The sequence below is a fragment of the Erythrobacter sp. GH1-10 genome, assembly GCF_045363165.1.
Taxonomy (GTDB): Bacteria; Pseudomonadota; Alphaproteobacteria; order Sphingomonadales; family Sphingomonadaceae; genus Erythrobacter.
This window is the reverse complement of sequence record NZ_JBJFLP010000001.1, coordinates 1,262,102-1,280,778: the sequence shown is the minus strand read 5'-3', so window position 1 is coordinate 1,280,778 and position 18,677 is coordinate 1,262,102. Positions and strand designations below refer to the sequence as shown.

General features: G+C 63.3%; 23 protein-coding genes and 1 other RNA gene. 16 read left to right on the top strand and 8 right to left on the bottom strand.

All coding sequences use genetic code 11. The annotated features are described in order from the left end of the window. Positions 1–34 precede the first annotated feature (34 nt). From ACI5KX_RS06250 to ACI5KX_RS06220, 7 genes are all read left to right on the top strand, one after another. Positions 35–1,387, top strand: a complete 1,353-nt coding sequence (locus tag ACI5KX_RS06250; protein ID WP_406811332.1) for a peptidylprolyl isomerase — start codon at positions 35–37, stop codon at positions 1,385–1,387. Between the two features lie 9 nt (positions 1,388–1,396). Continuing rightward, complete coding sequence (gene pdxA / locus ACI5KX_RS06245) at positions 1,397–2,416, top strand: 4-hydroxythreonine-4-phosphate dehydrogenase PdxA (protein WP_406809812.1); 1,020 nt, start codon at positions 1,397–1,399, stop codon at positions 2,414–2,416. Then, positions 2,409–3,230: a 16S rRNA (adenine(1518)-N(6)/adenine(1519)-N(6))-dimethyltransferase RsmA gene (gene rsmA, locus ACI5KX_RS06240; protein ID WP_406809811.1), complete on the top strand. Its 822-nt coding sequence runs from the start codon at positions 2,409–2,411 to the stop codon at positions 3,228–3,230. Before pdxA ends, rsmA begins: the two co-directional genes overlap by 8 nt. 79 nt (positions 3,231–3,309) lie before the next feature. Beyond that, the gene (locus ACI5KX_RS06235; RefSeq protein WP_406809810.1) at positions 3,310–4,716 is read left to right on the top strand and encodes an amidohydrolase family protein; all 1,407 of its coding nucleotides are present in this window, start codon (positions 3,310–3,312) and stop codon (positions 4,714–4,716) included. 45 nt (positions 4,717–4,761) lie between these two features. After that, positions 4,762–5,616: a pirin family protein gene (locus ACI5KX_RS06230; RefSeq protein WP_406809809.1), complete on the top strand. Its 855-nt coding sequence runs from the start codon at positions 4,762–4,764 to the stop codon at positions 5,614–5,616. Positions 5,617–5,721: 105 nt separating this feature from the next. After that, a complete protein-coding gene (locus ACI5KX_RS06225; protein ID WP_406809808.1) occupies positions 5,722–6,111 on the top strand; it encodes a PilZ domain-containing protein in 390 nt (129 codons plus the stop codon). Between the two features lie 101 nt (positions 6,112–6,212). Beyond that, positions 6,213–6,725 (top strand): flavodoxin domain-containing protein, encoded by a 513-nt coding sequence (locus tag ACI5KX_RS06220; RefSeq protein ID WP_406809807.1) that lies wholly within the window; start codon positions 6,213–6,215, stop codon positions 6,723–6,725. Here the strand turns inward: ACI5KX_RS06220 and ACI5KX_RS06215 are convergent. Continuing rightward, the gene (locus ACI5KX_RS06215; RefSeq protein ID WP_406809806.1) at positions 6,722–8,821 is read right to left on the bottom strand and encodes a malate synthase G; all 2,100 of its coding nucleotides are present in this window, start codon (positions 8,819–8,821) and stop codon (positions 6,722–6,724) included. The two genes, ACI5KX_RS06220 and ACI5KX_RS06215, sit on opposite strands and share 4 nt — an antisense overlap. Before the next feature lie 172 nt (positions 8,822–8,993). Here ACI5KX_RS06215 and ACI5KX_RS06210 point away from each other — a divergent pair, with 172 nt between their 5' ends. From ACI5KX_RS06210 to ACI5KX_RS06195, 4 genes are all read left to right on the top strand, one after another. Continuing rightward, positions 8,994–10,148 carry a hydrolase gene (locus ACI5KX_RS06210; protein WP_406809805.1) on the top strand — a complete coding sequence of 385 codons (1,155 nt, stop codon included), beginning with the start codon at positions 8,994–8,996 and terminating at the stop codon, positions 10,146–10,148. Then, positions 10,145–11,161, top strand: coding sequence for an arginine N-succinyltransferase (locus ACI5KX_RS06205; protein ID WP_406809804.1), 1,017 nt, complete (start codon positions 10,145–10,147; stop codon positions 11,159–11,161). Before ACI5KX_RS06210 ends, ACI5KX_RS06205 begins: the two co-directional genes overlap by 4 nt. Further along, positions 11,158–12,408, top strand: coding sequence for an N-succinylarginine dihydrolase (locus ACI5KX_RS06200; protein WP_406809803.1), 1,251 nt, complete (start codon positions 11,158–11,160; stop codon positions 12,406–12,408). The genes ACI5KX_RS06205 and ACI5KX_RS06200 overlap by 4 nt, the downstream gene beginning before the upstream one ends. Positions 12,409–12,537: 129 nt before the next feature. Continuing rightward, the gene (locus tag ACI5KX_RS06195) at positions 12,538–12,798 is read left to right on the top strand and encodes a hypothetical protein (protein WP_406809802.1); all 261 of its coding nucleotides are present in this window, start codon (positions 12,538–12,540) and stop codon (positions 12,796–12,798) included. A gap of 5 nt (positions 12,799–12,803) precedes the next feature. On the opposite strand, the gene ACI5KX_RS06190 is transcribed toward ACI5KX_RS06195, so the two are convergent. The 3 genes from ACI5KX_RS06190 to mscL all read right to left on the bottom strand — a co-directional run bounded on the left by ACI5KX_RS06190 (position 12,804) and on the right by mscL (position 14,054). Continuing rightward, on the bottom strand, positions 12,804–13,172 hold the full coding sequence (locus ACI5KX_RS06190; protein WP_406809801.1) for a hypothetical protein: 369 nt from the start codon (positions 13,170–13,172) through the stop codon (positions 12,804–12,806). Positions 13,173–13,235: 63 nt separating this feature from the next. After that, positions 13,236–13,579, bottom strand: a transfer-messenger RNA (tmRNA) gene (gene ssrA, locus ACI5KX_RS06185). Between the two features lie 37 nt (positions 13,580–13,616). After that, positions 13,617–14,054 (bottom strand): large conductance mechanosensitive channel protein MscL, encoded by a 438-nt coding sequence (gene mscL / locus ACI5KX_RS06180; RefSeq protein ID WP_406811331.1) that lies wholly within the window; start codon positions 14,052–14,054, stop codon positions 13,617–13,619. Positions 14,055–14,236: 182 nt separating this feature from the next. On the opposite strand from mscL, the gene ACI5KX_RS06175 reads away from it, so the two are divergent. Genes ACI5KX_RS06175 through ACI5KX_RS06155 form a run of 5 tightly spaced genes read left to right on the top strand, consistent with a single transcriptional unit; the run spans position 14,237 to position 17,762 of the window. Next, positions 14,237–14,839 carry a LemA family protein gene (locus tag ACI5KX_RS06175; protein WP_406809800.1) on the top strand — a complete coding sequence of 201 codons (603 nt, stop codon included), beginning with the start codon at positions 14,237–14,239 and terminating at the stop codon, positions 14,837–14,839. A 5-nt stretch (positions 14,840–14,844) separates the two neighbouring features. Then, positions 14,845–15,696, top strand: coding sequence for a TPM domain-containing protein (locus ACI5KX_RS06170; protein ID WP_406809799.1), 852 nt, complete (start codon positions 14,845–14,847; stop codon positions 15,694–15,696). Between the two features lies 1 nt (position 15,697). Beyond that, complete coding sequence (locus tag ACI5KX_RS06165; RefSeq protein ID WP_406809798.1) at positions 15,698–16,372, top strand: TPM domain-containing protein; 675 nt, start codon at positions 15,698–15,700, stop codon at positions 16,370–16,372. 11 nt (positions 16,373–16,383) lie between these two features. Continuing rightward, positions 16,384–16,971 (top strand): NUDIX hydrolase, encoded by a 588-nt coding sequence (locus tag ACI5KX_RS06160; RefSeq protein ID WP_406809797.1) that lies wholly within the window; start codon positions 16,384–16,386, stop codon positions 16,969–16,971. Further along, a complete protein-coding gene (locus ACI5KX_RS06155; protein WP_406809796.1) occupies positions 16,968–17,762 on the top strand; it encodes an SDR family oxidoreductase in 795 nt (264 codons plus the stop codon). Before ACI5KX_RS06160 ends, ACI5KX_RS06155 begins: the two co-directional genes overlap by 4 nt. A gap of 93 nt (positions 17,763–17,855) precedes the next feature. Here the strand turns inward: ACI5KX_RS06155 and ACI5KX_RS06150 are convergent, their stop codons facing one another. From ACI5KX_RS06150 to ACI5KX_RS06135, 4 genes are read right to left on the bottom strand one after another with little or no spacing between them, the layout of a single operon-like run. Next, the gene (locus tag ACI5KX_RS06150; RefSeq protein ID WP_406809795.1) at positions 17,856–18,068 is read right to left on the bottom strand and encodes a PspC domain-containing protein; all 213 of its coding nucleotides are present in this window, start codon (positions 18,066–18,068) and stop codon (positions 17,856–17,858) included. Next, positions 18,065–18,211, bottom strand: a complete 147-nt coding sequence (locus ACI5KX_RS06145) for a hypothetical protein (RefSeq protein ID WP_406809794.1) — start codon at positions 18,209–18,211, stop codon at positions 18,065–18,067. The genes ACI5KX_RS06150 and ACI5KX_RS06145 overlap by 4 nt, the downstream gene beginning before the upstream one ends. Before the next feature lie 36 nt (positions 18,212–18,247). Further along, positions 18,248–18,358: an enoyl-CoA hydratase gene (locus ACI5KX_RS06140; RefSeq protein WP_406809793.1), complete on the bottom strand. Its 111-nt coding sequence runs from the start codon at positions 18,356–18,358 to the stop codon at positions 18,248–18,250. Between the two features lie 36 nt (positions 18,359–18,394). After that, positions 18,395–18,508 (bottom strand): enoyl-CoA hydratase, encoded by a 114-nt coding sequence (locus ACI5KX_RS06135; RefSeq protein ID WP_406809792.1) that lies wholly within the window; start codon positions 18,506–18,508, stop codon positions 18,395–18,397. Between the last annotated feature and the right edge of the window lie 169 nt (positions 18,509–18,677).

Here is an 18,677-nt window from a genome sequence, read left to right as displayed (position 1 = left end):
AGCGAGACGACAAACCGGGATTGATTACGTGAAGATGAAGGTTTTTTCGAAAAGCTGCGCATTGCTTGCGGCTGCTGGCCTGATGGGCCTTGCCGCCGCTCCGGCACCGACCGGGGCGCAGACGCAGGCTCAACCCACGGCCGACAATCCGTTCGGCCTGCCGCAGGATTTCTCGATCTTCGGCAGCGAGGAATCGGGTGAGCGTTCGGCGACGGCGGTGGTCAACGGCTATGTCATCACCGGCACCGATATCGACCAGCGGGTCGCGCTGGTAACCGCCGCCTCGGAGAACGAGCTTTCAGAGCAGGAACTGCAGCGGCTCAAGGTTCAGATCCTGCGCAACCTCATCGACGAAACGCTCAAGATCCAGGCTGCACAGGCGCTCGAAATGGCTGTCGAGCGCTCGGAAGTCGAAACGACCTACCAGCAGCTAGCGGTCCAGAATTTCGGGCAGAACCCTGAGCGGATGGACGAGTATTTGCGTTCGATCGGCTCCTCGCCAACGGCGCTGAAGCGCCAGATCGAAGGCGAGATCGCGTGGGACAACCTGCTGCGGCGCAATGTGATTCCGTTCGTCAACGTGTCGATCGAGGAAGTGAACGAAGTGCTCAAGCGGATGGAGGATTCGCGCGGCACCGATGAATACCGCCTCGGCGAGATCTACCTGTCCGCCACGCAGGAAAACCGCGCGGCGGTGCTCCAGAACGCGCAGGCGATCATGGAGCAGTTGCGGCAGGGCGGCAGCTTCGTCGCTTATGCGCGGCAATATTCGGAAGCGAGCACGGCGGCGGTCGGCGGCGACCTCGGCTGGATCCGGCTTGGCCAGCTTCCTCCGGCACTCGGCAACGCAGCGCGCGAAATGCAGCCCGGCCAGTTGCAGGGGCCGATCGAAATCCCCGGCGGATTCTCGATTCTGTACCTGATCAACAAGCGTCAGGTGCTGATGGCCAACCCTGAAGACGCTGTGCTCAGCCTACGCCAGATCTCGATCGATTTCCCGACCGATATGACGCAGGAACAGGCCGAAGCGAAGGTCAACGAGTTCGCGACCTTCGTACAGTCCTTGCGCGGCTGCGCCGATGCCGAACGCGCGCGCCAGGAAATCGGTGCGACCGTCGTCGCCAACGACCAGATCACCGCCGGCTCGCTTCCCGAGCAATTGCGTTCGATCATCCTTAACCTGCAGATCGGGCAGACGACCCCGCCCTTCGGCAGTCCGCAGGAAGGCGTTCGCGTCCTAATGCTGTGCGGCCGCGACGATCCGCCTGACGTTGGCGCCCCGACGGCGGCGCAGATCGAGGACCAGATCAAGGAAGAACGTATCTCGAAGCGCGCCCAGCGTTACCTGCGCGACCTGCGCAACGACGCCTATATCGAGTATAACTGAGCTGCACCGATGAGCGAGGCTCCGTTTCCGCTGGCCGTATCGCTCGGCGATCCGGCGGGGATCGGACCGGAGATCATCTGCGCAAGCTACGCCAGGCTGCGAAGCGGGCGCGGAGTAACCCCCTTCTTCGTGGTCGGCGGGATCGAAGTGCTGCGCGCCGCCGCCGTCGCTGTCGGGATCGATTGCCCGCTAGTGCCGATCGCGCAGGCCGATGAGGCACCGATGGCGTTTCATGCCGGATTGCCTGTCCTCGCCGGGCTCGATGCCGCGTTTACTCCGGGAAATCCCACAGCCGAAGGTGCACAGCTGGCGAAGTCTTCGCTGGAATGGGCGACGGGGCTCGCACTCCGGTCCGAAGCATCGGGGGTGGTCACCGCGCCGGTGGCAAAATCCCAGCTTATGGCGGTGGGATTCGACTATCCCGGCCAAACGGAATATCTGGCCGCCGCCTGCTCGCTCGAACAGAGCGATGCGGTCATGATGCTTGCCGGGCCGAGCCTGCGCACCGTTCCGCTGACGGTCCATGTCGCGATTGCCGACGTGCCCGCGCTGCTCTCCGAGGAGCTGATTACCCGCAAGGCGCGGATCGTTGCCATGGCCCTCGCGCGCGATTTCGGGCTCGACCGGCCCCGCCTCGCCATTGCGGGGCTCAACCCGCATGCCGGCGAAGGCGGTCAGTTCGGCGACGAGGAAGCTCGGGTGATCCAGCCGGCCATTAGGGCTCTCGAAAAGGAAGGCCTCGCCGTTACCGGCCCCGTCCCGGGCGATGCGCTGTTCACCCCGATGGTGCGCGCAGGTTACGATGTCGCTTTGTGCATGTACCACGACCAGGCATTGATCCCCTTGAAGGCACTGGAGTTCGACGAGGGCGTCAACGTAACGCTTGGCTTGCCGATCATCCGCACCTCGCCCGATCACGGAACCGCATTCGACATTGCCGGCAAAGGCGAGGCAAACCCGGGCGCGATGTGCGCCGCGATCCGCATGGCGGGCGAAATGGTGGGCGCGCGGGCGCGAGCCGGTGGCTGAGCTCCCGCCGATCCGCGAGACGATCGCGAAACACGGCTTGTCCGCCTCCAAGGCACTCGGGCAGAACTTCCTGCTCGACGAGCAATTGCTAGCCCGAATCGCCGCGATACCGGGCGATCTTCAGGGCAAGCCGGTCCTCGAAGTCGGCCCGGGTCCGGGCGGATTGACCCGCGCGCTGCTCCGCGCCGGGGCGCGTGTTACCGCGATCGAGATGGACCGCCGCTGCCTTCCCGCGCTCGCTGAACTGTCCGAGGCTTTTCCCGGACAGCTGAGAGTGATCGAAGGCGATGCCATGAAGCTCGATCACGGCGCGGTAATGGGCGGCGAACCCTTCGCAGTCCTGTCCAACCTCCCCTACAATGTCGGCACCGCGCTGTTCGTGCGCTGGCTTTCTGGGGAGGAGTGGCCGCCGCAATGGAACTCGCTCACGCTCATGTTCCAGCGCGAAGTGGCGGAGCGGATCGTCGCCAATTCCGGCACCAGCGCATACGGGCGCCTCGCGGTTCTCGCGCAATGGCGTGCAGAGGCGAAGCTGGCGATGAAGGTCCACCGCAGCGCCTTTACACCGCCGCCGAAGGTCATGAGCGCCATCGTGCATGTGACGCCCGCCTCGGCACCCGAAGGCGTCTCGGCGCGAACGCTCGAACGGCTCACCGAAGCCGCCTTCGGCCAACGCCGCAAGATGCTGCGACAAAGCCTCAAGGGCGTGCCTGGCGCGCTCGAAGCGATGGCGAGCATCGGCATCGACGAGACTCGCCGCGCGGAGACCGTAAGCGTCGCGGAATTCGTCGAGCTGGCCCGAGCGCTCGACTAGCGTCTGCATCCGGCGCGATTCCCCGCGCGTAGCTCGATAGGGTTGTGGGTGAGAATTTGCCGGAGAGGATACCGAGACAATGCTGCACAAATCCCTGATTGCGCTCACCGCGCTGGCCGCATCGAGTATTGCCAGCGCTCAGGATTATGACCTCGCGATTGCCAATGTCGGCATCGTAAATGTCGAAACCGGCGAGATCGAACCGAACCGCACGGTGGTGATCGACGAGGGCAAGATCGAGATGATCCTCCCCGCAGAAGATGCCCGGCCCGAAACGCTCGAGACGATCGACGGCACGGGCAAGTTCCTGATCCCCGGCCTGATCGACATGCACGTCCACACCAACCGCGATTCGCTGCCGCTGTTCCTGCGGTTCGGCGTAACGACGGTGCGCGACATGGGCACGCATTTCGACGAGCTAACACCCGACTCGCGCGGGCAAATCGCCATGCGGCGCGAGATCGCCGAGGGCACGCTCGAAGGCCCTGAACTGGTGCTTGCGCTGCGGATCCTCGACGGAAACATCCCCCGCAATCCGAGCTGGGCGATGCACTACGCCTCGATTGCCACGCCCGAAGAAGGCCGCGCACTGGTGAACCAGGTGGCCGACGCGGGCGGCGATTTCGTGAAGGTCTACACCGATCTCACGCCCGATGTTTTCGCCGCCATCGTCGACGAGACGAAGACACGGGGCCTGACTTTCGCAGGGCATGTTCCAGGCGAAGTCGGTTATGCGGCCGCCGCTCAAGCGGGCCTGCGCACCGCCGAGCACCTGCGCGGAATCTTCATGGATATTTCTTCCGAAGAAGAACGCTGGCGCGCCGAGTTCGCCGAGGAAGCCGCCAAGCTCACCGCGAGTGCGACCTATCTTTTCACCAACGGGAAGCTGACCGAAATGGCGGCGACCCGCGATCCGGCCAAGGAAACGGCACTGTTCGACGTGCTGAAGGAAAACGACGTAGGCATCGTCCCCACCCTTGTGGTGCTCGACGATCCGCGTTGGCGTTATCCTTCGGCTGTGCCCGATCCGGAACTGGTCGGCGAGCTATCGTCGATCTACCAGCGGATCGTCACGCCGCAGGCTGATGTCAAAGGGCCGTTCGCAAGCATCGCCGATGGCAAGGCCGCCTATGAGCTGCGCGAGCAATTGGTTGGCCGCATGCACGATGCAGGGGTTACGGTGCTCGTCGGGTCCGATGCCTCCAACCCATTCGTAGTGCCCGGAGTATCGATGCACACCGAGCTGGGCCTGCTGGTCCGCGCAGGCATGACGCCGGGCGAGGCCTTGCGCGCGGCCACGCTCGAAAACGCACGCTATATCGAAGCCGCAGACCGCATCGGGAGCGTAACCCAAGGCAAGGAAGCCGATCTGATCCTGCTCGACGCCAATCCGCTCGAGGATATCGCCGCGACGCGCGCGATCTCCGCCGTGATCCTAAACGGCAGTCCCTACGCGCCCGACGTCGAGGACGGCGGTGAGTCCTGATCCCGCTTCGGCGGAACCTGTCGGCCCGCCAAGCGCTTTTCCGGCATGACCACCCGCGTCGTTACTTCGCTCCACCCGGCCATCCGCGACGACATCGGCGATCTCGTCACGCGGCGTCCCGTGCCCGGTCCCGGGCTGCCGCAAGTCGACCCGTTCCTGTTCCTCAACCACCACGGCCCGCAGAGGTACCCGCCGGGCAATCGCGGCCTCCCCTTCGGCCCGCACCCGCACCGCGGCTTCGAAACGGTGACCTTCATCCTCGACGGAAGCCTCTCACACCTCGACACCGGCGGCGGCGAAAGCATCGTGCGCGAGGGCGGGGTGCAATGGATGACGGCGGGAAGCGGGCTGGTCCATGCCGAGCTCTCGCCAGAGGACTTCAAGCGCGATGGAGGAGACATGGAAATCCTTCAGCTCTGGTTGAACCTTCCCGCGCGGCTCAAGATGAGCGAGCCCAATTACCTGCCGGTCCCCGCCGGGCGGATGGCGACGCTCGAACTGGTCGAAGGTGTGACCATGCGCGCGGTTTCGGGCACCGAAGCAGCTCCGGTCGATCCGCTAACCGGCGCGATGCTGGCGACGGTCGAATTTGCGCCCGGAACCTCGGCGACTTTGCCCGCCCCGGCGGCTCGCAGCGTGCTGTTCTACACCGTGCGCGGGGTGGTGACGGTTTCGGGTCGCGAAGTGCCCAAGTGGCACCTCGCCCAGCTTTCGGACGGCGACGGGATCGAGGTCGCGTCCGATGAAGGCGCGTTGCTGCTGTTCGGCCATGCCGACCCCATCGGCGAGCCGGTGGTCGCTCACGGTCCCTTCGTCATGAACACGCGCGAGGAAATTCTCGAGGCGATCCAGGACTACCAGGCCGGGAAATTCGGCGATCCCGCCGCAATCGGCGACTGAGCGTGGTTAATTTCGGATAATCACGATTGCGAACCCGGTGGAAGTGCCATTCGGGGAATAGGGAAGGTTCGCATCGGTCGCACGATAACAAGAAAAGGGTCACCCATGAGCAGCCTCGCCCTTCGCCAACAAGCCGCACAGGCTGACCGCCGTCGATCGGGGCGGTTCTCGGTCGAAATTCCGGCCGCTCTGCGGACCGTTTCTGGCACGCGCGAATGCCGCATGGCGAACATCTCCGATGGCGGTGCGATGCTAGAATTGCCATCCCCGCCGCCGGAGGGCGTTTGCGGATGTCTCGTGCTCGGCAAGGAAGAGATCTATTGCCGGGTCGTCTGGGCCAGCGAGACATCGTGCGGGATCGAATTCGAACGCGCGATCGGCGGCGAGAAACTCGCCGAAATCGCCGGTGAACAGGTGCAACGAACCGGCCCGATCGCCAATGTCGGACGGATCCAGATGGGTCGGAAGCGCTCGGGTCTGGTGACCGGAAGCTAGCCGAGCTGCGACAGGGATCGGTCTTGCCCTAATTTGACCCCGATCAACGACAGATCGCGCAGAAAATGGTTATGCTGGCTTCACAGCAAGTGGAGCCGATCATGAACGGAGCGATATTCTACCTCACCCGATACGGCAGCACGGCGGAATACGCCGGGTGGATCGCCGAGGATTCGGGCCTGCCGGCGTTTGATCTCGACGAGTCGCCACCGCCACTTTCCGGATACGACTTCATCGTGCTGGTCACCCCGATCTATTACTACAAGCCGCTGATCCTGCCTTGGCTGGCGGTGCATCTCGCCGAAATGCGGGACAAACCGGTCGTGTTTGTCACGGTTTCCGGCGCGCCTGCGGGCGAGAAGCTCGATGGCTGGCTCAGGAAATACTTGCCGCCTGAATTCCATGCGCGAATGCACCACGTCGCGCTACGCGGCCGGCAGGATCCGCGCGATCTCGGCTGGTTTCCGCGCCTGATGCTGCAGATCGCGGCGTTCTTCAATCCGGACAAGCAGGCCGCGAAGGAAGAAGCCGAGGGCTTCGATTTCGTGGACCGGACAAGCATCGCGCCTGCTCTAGCCCTGATCGAAGACCTCAAATTGCGAAAAGCCGCCTAAACCGCTTTCTTCACCTGCCTCCACCGGTGCAGCAAAGGCTCGGTATAACCGCTCGGCTGTTTGACGCCCTTGAAGATCAGGTCCTTGGCCGCACGGAAGGCGGGGCCGTCCTCGTTGCCGATCAGCGGCTGGTAGTCCGGATCGCCCGCATTCTGCGCATCGACCTTCGCCGCCATGCGGGTGAGCGAATCCATTACCATTTCCTCGCTCACCACCCCGTGCAGCAGCCAGTTGGCGACGTGCTGCGAGGAAATCCGCAATGTCGCGCGGTCCTCCATCAGGCCGACATCGTTGATATCGGGCACCTTGGAGCACCCGACCCCGGCATCGACCCAGCGCACCACATATCCGAGCAGGCCCTGGCAATTGTTGTCGAGCTCGTCGCGCAGCTCGTCCTCGGGCCAGTTGGTATCCCTGGCGAGAGGAATGGTGAGCAGCGCCTCCAGTCCGGGCGCTTCGGGTAGCGACTTCTGGATCTCGAACACGTTCTCGCGATGATAATGCAGCGCGTGGAGCGTCGCGGCGGTCGGCGAAGGCACCCATGCGGTGTTCGCCCCGGCACGCAGGTGCCCGATCTTCTCGACCATCATCTGACCCATCAGATCGGGCGCGGCCCACATGCCCTTGCCGATTTGCGCATTGCCCGAAAGCCCGTGTTTAAGCCCGATGGCGACGTTGCGCGCCTCGTAGGCCTGCAACCAGTCCGATCCCTTCATCGCGCCCTTGCGCAGCATCGGCCCGGCCTGCATCGAGGTGTGGATCTCGTCCCCCGTCCGGTCGAGGAAGCCCGTGTTGATGAAGACGATGCGGTCCTTCACCGCATGGATGCAGGCGCCGAGATTTGCCGAGGTCCGGCGTTCCTCGTCCATCACCCCGACCTTGATCGTGTGGCGCTTGATGCCAAGCAAATCTTCGACCGTGTCGAACAGGTCGTTGGTGAAAGCGCATTCCTCCGGCCCATGCATCTTGGGCTTCACGATGTAGATGCTGCCGGTCTTCGAGTTGCCGTATTTGCCGTGGCCTTCGACATCGAGAGTGCTGATGGCGCTGGTGAAAACCGCATCCATGATGCCTTCCGGAATCTCGCTGCCATCGGGCAGGAGGATCGCAGGATTGGTCATCAAATGGCCGACATTGCGGACGAACATCAGGCTGCGGCCCGGTAGGCTATGCTCCTTCCCCGCGCCGTCCTGGTACACTTTATCGCCTGCGAGGGTGCGGGTCATCGTCCGCCCGCCCTTCTCGAAGCTTTCCTCAAGATCGCCGCGAATGATCCCGAGCCAGTTGGTGTAGGCGAGCAGCTTGTCCTCGGCATCGACCGCCGCAACCGAATCCTCGCAGTCGGCGATGGTGGTGAGCGCGGCTTCGACCACGATATCGGCGATGCCCGCCTTGTCGTCCTTGCCGACCGGATGATCGCGATCGAAGACGACTTCGATGTGGAGGCCGTTGTTCCTGAAGAGCCGCCCTTTCGCGGTCTTGCCGACATACTGGCTCTCATCGGCGATCGCGATGCCTTGGCTCGGATCGCTCAGGTCGGTCCAGCTGCCTTCGGCCAGCGGGACGGCCTCATCGAGGAACTCGCGTCCGCGGGCGATTACAGCGTCGCCGCGTGCCTTGTCGTATCCGCCTGGCTTGGCAGGCGGCGCGTCGAGCGCGTCGGTGCCGTAGAACGCGTCGTAAAGGCTACCCCAGCGCGCATTCGCGGCGTTGAGCAGGAAGCGCGCGTTGAGGATCGGCACCACCAGCTGCGGCCCCGCCATCGTCGCGATCTCGGGATCGACATTTTGCGTGCCGATGGTGAACTCTCCCGGCTCTGGCACGAGATAGCCGATGCTTTCGAGGAAGTCGTGATACTCGCCCGCATCGTGCGGCTGACCCCGGCGCTCGGTGTGCCATGCGTCGATCTGCGCCTGCAGCTCTTCGCGCTTCTCCAGAAGCGCCTTGTTGCGCGGCGAGAACTCGGCGAGCAGCTTGGCGAAACCGTTCCAGAACGCTTCCGCATCGCGCCCGAGCGGCTTCAAAACCTGCGATTCGAGGAAAGTCGCCAGCTTTTCATCGATGGAAAGGCCGGCGCGGTCGACTGTATTGCTCATTATTGTCCTCGTGACGTCCGTAAGAGAGGCCTGGGGAGGAGGACGGGGTCATATGACCAAAGCGAGGCTGGATTGCAACGGGGTTGGAGTGGCTCCATTCGCCCGCTAGAGACCGTCGCATATGAAACCTGATTTTCTCTCGCAAATTGACGCCCAGATTGACGCAGCGTCGATGCTGGACGACGTGCAGACTTGGTGCGCTATCAACACCGGCACCGGCCATCTCGAAGGTCTTAAGAAGCAGGCGAGCGCGCTCGCGGATGCCTTTTCCGCACTTCCCGGAAAGGTCGAACTGGTCGATCCCGCCCCGGTCACGGGAATCGCCGCCGACGGCAGCGAATTCGCCATCGAGAACGGCAAGCACCTGGTCGTGCGCGTCCGCCCGACTGCCAATCGCCGCCTGCTGTTCACCGGCCACATGGACACGGTTTTTCCAAAGGATCACCCGTTTCAGGAGCAGACCTGGCTCGACAACGACGTGCTCAACGGCCCTGGCGTCGCCGACATGAAGGGCGGGATCGCGGTGATGCTCCACGCGCTCAAGGCGGTCGAAGCGACCGGCGCGGCGGGATCACTTGGCTATGACATCCTGATCAACTCGGACGAGGAAACCGGATCGCTCGCCAGCGCCGATCTCATCGCCGAGATGGCGCGCGGGAAGCTCGCCGCACTGACCTATGAACCTGCCGCGCTGCCCGACGGGACGCTCGCGCATGCGCGCGGGGGCACGGGCAACTACTCGATCACGCTGACCGGCAAGTCCGCGCATGCGGGTCGCAATCCCGAGGACGGCCGGAATACGATCGTCGCCGCTGCCGACCTGATCCTGCGGCTCAAGGCGATGGAGCGCGAGGACATCACCGTGAATCCCGCCAAACTCGAAGGCGGGGGGCCGAACAATGTCGTGCCCGACCATGCGGTGCTGCGCTTCAATATCCGCCCCAAGAGCACCGTGGCGATGGAAGGTTTCGATAGCGCACTCAACGATTTGCTGCGCGAAATTGAATCGAAGCATGAAATCACCGCCCATCGCCACGGAGGAGTCACCCGTCCGCCCAAACCGGTCGACGATCAGGCCCAGCGCCTGTTCGATCTCGTCAAGGCGTGCGGCGCCGAACTCGGACAGGACATCGGGTGGAAGTCGACCGGCGGCGTGTGCGATGGCAACAATATCGCCGCCTGCGGCGTGCCCGTGGTCGACACGATGGGCGTTCGCGGCGGCTCGATCCATTCCGCGGACGAATTCCTGATCGTTCCCAGCCTCAAGGAACGCGCGGCGCTCTCGGCGCTCGTTATCTCCCGCCTTGCCGAAGGAGCCCTGACTTGACCTTTCGCCTGCGCGCTGCGCGCACTTCCGATCTCGAGCACCTTTACGAGATGGCCAAGCTTACCGGCGGCGGGTTCACCAACCTGCCTCCGGACCGCCCGGCGCTCACTGCAAAGCTCGAACGCGCGGCGGAAGCTTTCGCCAACACCGGCGACGAGCTGACCGACGAGCAATTCGTGTTGGTGCTCGAAGACCTTCAAACCAAGAAAGTCGCCGGCACCTGCCAGCTGATGACGATGGTGGGCCAGCAGTGGCCGTTCTATTCCTACCGGCTCAATACACTGACGCAGTACAGCGCCGAACTCGACCGTACCGTCCGTGCCGAACTGCTCAGCCTCGTCACCGACCTCGAAGGTTCCAGCGAAGTCGGAGGGCTGTTTCTCCACCCCAACAATCGCGCCGGAGGTTTGGGCCTGCTGCTCGCCCGCAGCCGCTATCTGTTCATCGCGATGCACCGCAAGCGTTTCGCCGACAAGGTCATCGCCGAGCTTCGCGGGATCATCGACGAGCGCGGCGGATCGCCTTTCTGGGACGGAGTTGCGGGCCGGTTCTTCGGCATGAGTTTCCAGGAAGCCGATTATTTCAACGCCATCAACGGAAACCAATTCATCGCCGACCTGATGCCAAAGCATCCGGTCTACATCTCGATGCTGAGCGAGGATGCGCGCAGCGTGATCGGCGTGCCCCACCCGACCGGACGCGCCGCGATGCGCATGCTGGAGAATGAAGGTTTTCGCTACGAAGGCTATGTCGACATTTTCGATGGCGGGCCGACCATGGTCGCGCATACCGACGACGTTGAAAGCGTGAAGAACAGCGTGGCGGCAAAGCTGACCGGCCATGATCTCAAGGAAGGCGAACGCGCCATTCTCGCGACCGGCAGGCTCGAGAGCTTCCGCGCCTGTTATGGCGCACGCAAATTCGACGACGATGGCGGGATCCAAATCGACGCCGCAGCCGCAGACGCGCTCGACGTAAGCGAGGGCGACACCGTTTGGAGTGTGGCGCGGTGAGTCTGGTAGAAATCAATTTCGACGGGATCGTCGGCCCCTCGCACAATTACGCAGGGTTGAGCCTCGGGAATATCGCGAGTGCGAGTCACAAGGGCGATACGTCCTATCCGCGCGCGGCGGCGCTGCAAGGCGTCGCCAAGATGCGCGGGAACCTTGCGCGGCTGGGCGTGCAGGGCTTCCTGCTGCCCCTGCCCCGCCCCAACCACGCACTGGCCGAAGCGCTCGCCTATGACGGGACCGAAGACCGCGCCTTGCGCGCGGCGCCGTGGTCTGCCTCTTCGATGTGGACCGCCAATGCCGCGACGGTCAGCCCCGCGCCGGATACGAGAGACGGCAAGTGCCACCTCACCCCGGCGAACCTCGTGACCATGCTCCACCGGGCGCAGGAATGGCCCGACACCAAGCGCATGCTCGAGGTCGCCTTCGGCAATGGCGACCATTTCGCCGTGCACGACATTGCGCCGGTGACGTTCGGCGATGAAGGCGCGGCGAACCATATGCGATTCTGCGAAGGCCACGGCACCGCAGGCGTCGAAGTGTTCGTCTTTGGCCGCCCCGGCGGCAAGTTCCCCGCACGCCAGCATGAACAATCCTTCCGCCTGATCGCAAGGCGCCATGGGCTTGATCCGGCAAGATGCGTTTTCATCGAGCAGAACCCTGCCGCGATCGAAGCCGGCGCGTTCCACAACGATGTCGTCTCGGTCGCCAACGAGCGGGTGCTGTTCACCCATGCCGAGGCCTTCGCCGACCAGCAGGGAGCCTATGACGCGATCCGCGCAGCCTTCCCGGCGCTGGAAGTGGTCGAAGTGCCGAGCGATGCAGTGAGCCTCGAAGAAGCGATCCGCACCTATCTTTTCAACGCCCAGCTCCTGACTCTGCCAGATGGCTCGATGGCGCTGATCGTCCCCGAGGAGTGCCGCGAGAGCGCTGCTGTCTGGAAATACTGCGAGGCGATGATGGCCTCGAACGGTCCGATCCGCGAAGTCATCCCGGTCGACGTGCGCCAGTCGATGGCTAATGGCGGCGGCCCCGCCTGCCTGCGGCTGCGGGTCGTGTGCGATCCGGCGACAGTCGATCCGCGTTTCCTGCTCGACGAGGCCAAGGCCGACCTGCTGGACCAGGTCATATCCGAGCACTGGCCCGAGCAGATCGATCCTGCCGATCTGTGGAGCGAGGCGTTAACCACGCAGGTGGTCGCCGCACGCACGGCACTGCTCGCCGCGCTTGCCATCACGGAACTGGATTAATCAAAGTTAACGCGTTTGGCGTTTCGCGTCGGATGCGCTTACACTCGCTCGCACGTTAACCAGCCGATCCCGCGCGCTTCCGGCGTTGGCACAAGGATTGCTCTGCAAGAGGTTAACGAAGGAGAGCGAATGCTGCGCAAGATCGGAAGGCTGTTTGTGATCAAGAACAGGTTCGAAGCCTTCGTGATCATCTATGCGCTGGCTTTGGGGGCGATGACCCGCGGGGTTCACTATCTCGAACAGTATCCGAGCTATTGGGGCGAAGCGCTGTTCCTTGCCACCAGCGGCGCGGTATTCCTGGGCGGAGCCGCGATCCTCGACGGGCTGAAAGCGAAGAAAGAACTCGAGGCACTGCGATCCGAGCAAACGGATGGTGAGACTGGAAGCTGAGCCACTCAACTGGGCTTGGCACTCGCGCGTTGCCTGAAGCCACGCAGTCGCCGCTCAAGGCCGCTTGAATCCACTGCGGCGCTGGTCCCCTTACGATCGAGGCTCTTCATCCATTTGTCGAGATGCGCGCGGGCGAAGGCCTGCCCTTCTTCGGTCAGCTCTGACATCCTGAGCTGGAATTCGCGTGTCCGCTCTACGGTCACGCCGTCACACAGCATACCGTTGTCACGCATGAACTCGCCGAAAACGTAGACTGTCTCTGCACCCTTGCGCTGATACTCACCGTCATCGGGCAACAGGTTTCCCGAAGCGTCATAGGTCTTCACCTGTCGATCTAGCATCCACGCAGCCGCAACCAGAACAAAGTCCAACATGGCGGACGCACTCCTGTAAGAAAGGAAGTGGGGGTTTCTGTTGCTAGCTACCCCCGGAGCCCCGGTATCCCTTCTGTTGCCCGGTGGGTCCAACCGCGCTTTAGCTTTGTAAATTCAGGCCGCTAGGCCTTAAAATTACGCAGCGATTGCGAGTGCTTCGTTATCGTTTGCACTTATGAGTTTTGAACAGTTTTACGGGTTACTCAGCCCGGGCAAAAACTACGCTTTTCAGCCCACGTCGATCCTGGTTCGGCCCCGTCAAAAACCTCGTGAATACCGAGGGTTATGGTGGAGCCGCCGGGTACTGCCCCCGGGTCCGTTGCGCCTATTGCACGCAGCAATTTATCGCCATAGCCCGCCGAAACGGGCAAGGCCTATATAGGCCCTGCCCGCTTAATGTGAAGTGTATAGGATAAGCGCGCGGCTCGGGCCCGGCGCTAGAGCCTATTTCTTCAGTGCATCTCGGATTTCGGTGAGCAGTTCGATCTCGCTCGGACCTTCCGGCTCGGCCGGGGCCTCCTCTTCCTTCTTCTCGAACTGCGCGGTGACCTTGTTGGCGTAGCGCACCAGCAGGAAGATGATGAAGGCGAGGATCAGGAAATTGATGATCGCGGTGATCAGCGCGCCATAGCCCACCATCGCCGCGCCCGCTTCCTTCAGCGCCGCATAGTCTGTCATCGAGCCGGTGTAGCCATCGGGGACCGAGAGCAGGATGAAGTAGCTGGAGAAATCCGCCCCGCCGAAGAGGAACCCGACGACCGGCATGATGACCTCGTCGGTCAGAGACTTGACGATCGTTGCGAACGCGCCCGCGATGATCACCGCGACGGCGAGCTCGAGCACATTTCCCTTGGCGATAAATTCCTTGAATTCGGTCAGCATGGTGATCCCCATCAAACTTCCTGCCTGAGCGAGGTTTTACAGCAGTTTGTGCGCCTGCCAAGCGCCCGCAGAAGCGGCTGTGGACTTCTTGAAAGCGCCCTGCGGTGTGCTATATCGACAATACAGGTTGACCTGCGCGCCCTCTCCCCGTTCCATGGGCGCGCCATTCCGGAGGGATCTCGATGAATTTGAAGACCGTTACCCGCGCTGTCCTCGTGGCAGCCGCATCGCTCACGCTGGCTGCCTGCGGGATCAACTCCGTTCCCGCCGCCGAGGAAGAGGCGAAAGCCAAATGGGCCGATGTCGAGGCGCAGTTCCAGCGTCGCGCGAACCTCATCCCCAACCTCGCCGAAGTCGCGCAGGGTGCCGCCGAGAATGAGCGCGGCATACTGACCGAGGTGACTGAAGCGCGCGCGCGCGCGACTTCGATCAATGTCACTGCCGACGATCTCGGCGACGAGGCCAAGATGGCCGAACTCGCCGCCGCGCAAAGCCAGCTGAGCCAGGGCCTCGGCCGCCTGCTCGCGAGCTTCGAAGCCTATCCGCAGATCCAGTCGAACCAGAACTTCCTCGCGTTGCAGAGCCAGCTCGAAGGCACCGAGAACCGCATCGCGGTCGCGATCCGCGACTACAACGAGGCGGTGCGCAAGTATAACACCACGATCCGCACCTTCCCCGACACGATCGGCGCGAACATCATCCACGGCGCGGAGCCGCTGGTGCCCTATTCGGCGGTGACCGAGGGCGCCGAGGAAGCCCCGCAGCTCGATATGACGTCGAACTGACCGGCGTGTTTCGCCGCCTTCTCCTGATCCTCGCAGCAGCGGGGGCGCTCCTTGCGTCCCCGCTCGCGGCGCAGCCGGAATTTCCGGAGCTCACCGGGCGCGTGGTCGATAATGCGGATATCATCCCGCCCGACGTCGAGGCGCAGCTGACGGCGAAGCTAGAGGCGCTCGAAACCCAGTCCCAGCGCCAGCTTGTGATCGCGACCGTGCCTTCGCTGGATGGCTACGTGATCGAGGATTACGGGTATCAGCTGGGCCGCGAATGGGGCCTCGGCGATGAGGAACGCAACGACGGGGCGCTGCTGCTGGTGGCACCAAACGAGCGGAAAGTGCGGATCGAGGTCGGTTACGGCCTCGAGGGTTATCTCACCGATGCGCTGTCGCACCTCATCATCCAGAACCGGATCCTGCCGCGTTTCCGCGAGGGTGACATGCCCGGCGGGATCGTCGCGGGGACCGATGCGATCATCGAGCAGCTGCAATTGCCGCCGGATGAAGCGGCGCGGGTTGCGCAAGAGGCGGGCCAGCAGCGCGAAAGCTCTTCGCGCGAAGGCGGCTTCCCATTCGGGGCGCTGATCTGGCTTGGCTTCATGTTCTTCTTCTTCGTCCTGCCGATCATCCGCGGTGCCAACCGTCGCCGCAAATACCGCTCGAAAGGCGAAGGCCCGTGGGGCAAGCGGGATCGCGGCCGCGACTGGACCGACACCGCCGGCGATATCATCCTGTGGGAGATCGGCAGCGCGATTGCGCGCGGGGCGATGTCCGGCGGCGGCAGCAGTGGAGGCGGCTTCGGCGGCGGGGGCTTCTCGGGCGGTGGCGGATCGTTCGGAGGCGGCGGCGCTTCGGGGGGATGGTGATATGGCGTATCTGACCGACGAAGGACGCAAGATCGTCTCCGACGCCGTGGGCGAGGCGGAGCAAACCACCTCGGGCGAAATCCTCACCGTTCTGGCCGATCGCAGCGACGGCTACACCGATGTCGCCCTGTGGTGGGCCATCGGCGCAAGCTTCACCGCGATGAGCCTGTTTGCCGCCATCCCGCAGCCCTTCCTCGATTTCTGGGACAGGCTGATCGGCGGATGGGGCCACGAATGGTCGATCGGCGAACTCGCGAGCATGACGATCGCGCTCGGTCTGATCACCTTTGTCACGGTGCTGCTGGTCCAGATGTGGCAGCCGCTCAAATTCCTGCTCGTGCCCAATCCGGTAAAGACCACGCGCGTGCACGAGCAGGCGATCAAGCATTTCAAGGTCGGCGCGGAACGTCGCACTCATGGCCGAACCGGGATCCTGATCTATTTCTCGATGAGCGAACATCGCGCCGAGATCGTCGCCGACCGGCCGATTGCGGAGAAAGTCTCCGCAGAGGTCTGGGGCGAAGCGATGGGAGACATGCTCGCCGAGATCAAGGCGGGCCGCATTGCCGAAGGGATGGCGATCGGAGTGCGCGATGTCGGCTTCGTGCTTTCGCAACACTTCCCGCGCGGCGATGAGGACGAAAACGAGCTTCCCGACCGACTGATCGAAGTTTAGGGCGGGTCGCGATGACTCGCGAATTTGCCAATTTCACCAAAGACAAGGACGCCGACCTCCCCGAGGAAACCCGTTGGGCGGGCCGCTTCATCACGGCCAAGCAGCGCGGGCGCTGGGAATATGTCGGACGCGCACGCGGAATTCGCGCGGCGGCGATCATCGCGCTCGACGAGGATGATGACGGCACCCGCCACGTGATCCTCGTCAGCCAGTACCGCGTGCCGCTCTCGCGCTTCTGCCTCGAAATCCCGGCTGGACTGATCGGCGACGACGACGGCGAGGAAGGCGAGGATGCAGCCACCGCCGCCGCGCGCGAGCTCGAGGAAGAAACCGGCTACCACGCCGACCGGCTCGAGGTTCTGGGCGAATTCTATTCCTCGCCCGGCATGGTCTCCGAATGCTTTACCCTGTTGCGTGCGACCGGCCTCACCAAGGTCGGCGAAGGCGGCGGGCTCGAGGATGAAACCATCACCGTCCACCGTGTGCCACTCGGCGAGCTTGCAAGTTTCGTTGCGGACTGGCGCGCGGCGGGGCACGGTGTCGATGTACGCATCGGCATGCTGCTGACACCTGAATATCTCGGAGAGGAACTCAAATGACGACCAAAGGCCAAGGACGCTGCGAAGGAAAACTCGCGCTGGTAACCGGCGGCGCGCAAGGGCTGGGCCGCGCGCATTGCATCCGGCTCGCGCAGGAAGGTGCGCGGGTGATTGCGACCGACATCAATGGAGACGGTGCGGCGGAAACAGCCGAGATCGTCAATGCCGAGATGGGCGCAGGCACCGCTTTCTCGATCCAGCATGATGTGACCGATCCCGCGCAGTGGGAAGCGGCGGTCGATGCCGCGCGCGAGAACCTCGGCGGCCTCAATGTGCTGGTGAACAACGCCGGGATCGGCGTCCCCGGTAATATCGAAGAATGCAAGTTCGACGACTGGAAACGGTGTTTTTCGATCAACGTCGATTCGATCTTCCACGGCTGCCAGAAGGCTCTGCCGCTGATGCGCGAGCATGCGCCAGGGTCGATCGTGAACATTTCCAGCATCGCCGGGCTGATCGCGAGCGACACGATGCCCGCCTACAATTCGTCCAAGGCGGCGGTGTGGATGCTGTCGAAATCGATCGCGCTGCACTGCGCCAAGAAGAACATGCAGATCCGCTGCAATTCGGTGCACCCGACCTTCGTCGACACGCCGATCCTCGACGGCACCGCGCGGGCGCACGCACTCGACAAGGATGTGCTGATGGAAAAGCTTGCGCGGCAGATCCCGCTCAAATTCGTCGGCGAGCCCAACGATATCGCCAATGCGGTGGTCTATCTGGCGAGCGACGAAAGCCGCTTCATGACCGGCGCCGAGATCAAGCTCGATGGCGGTATTTCCGCGATGTAAGAGTCAAGAAAGGGGCCGAACGGCCCCTTCCCGGTTTGATCAGATCGGTCTTGGCGGTCCGAAAACCGGGGTCGGCTTTTCGTTGCGCCAAGATCAGTCCGCGATGAGTGCGACAGCGAGGTAGATGGGGATCGTCAGGCCGAAACCCAGCAGGGTCGCGACAACCAGGCCGATGCGCCACACGGTGGCATCGATGCCGGTGGTGTTCGCAAGTCCCGAGCAGACGCCGAACAGCTTGCCATTGCGTTTGTCGAGGCGGTAGCCGGTCTGCGGCGCGCCGCCATTGCGGTTGGTCAGGTTGCTCATGCGAGGGCTCCCAGAACGAAGGGGGTTGCAGGGCTGGCCGGGACGATGGCGGTTGCCATCAGCACGACCGTGATGATCGTGGCACCGACGCCGGCTGCGATGCGGGCGACTGCCGTGCCACCGAGGTCGAAGAACGAGTACATTACAGATATTCCTTTCATTCGTAGAGGGGTGTTCGATCAAGCGAGGCCGGGGCTTGCCGGGACAATCGCGTAGGCAAGAACGCTTGCCGATACGATCACCGAGAAGGCGGCGGCGAAGAGGCGGGTGCCGAATTCATTGCCAAGCATTGCGGGGTATCCTTGTGTGAGAGGTTGGACTGGCAATCAGGCCATCAGCGTGGGGCTGGCGGGGATGATTGCGTAGGCGAAGAAAGCTGCCGAGATCGCGATCGAGAAAGCGGCTGCGGCGAAGCGGTCAGAGAAAGATTGCGCAAACATTGTAAGGTCTCCTTTGTGTTGTGGCTGGGCTTTCAGGGCCGTCGCCGTTGATGCCAAACACTTTGCAGGAGGTGTGCCAAACTCGAAAAACGGCGGACTTCTGCGGTTTCGCTTGGTCTCGAAACTGAACCACAGGTTAACAAATCCCATGATTTGGGAAATTTCCCCA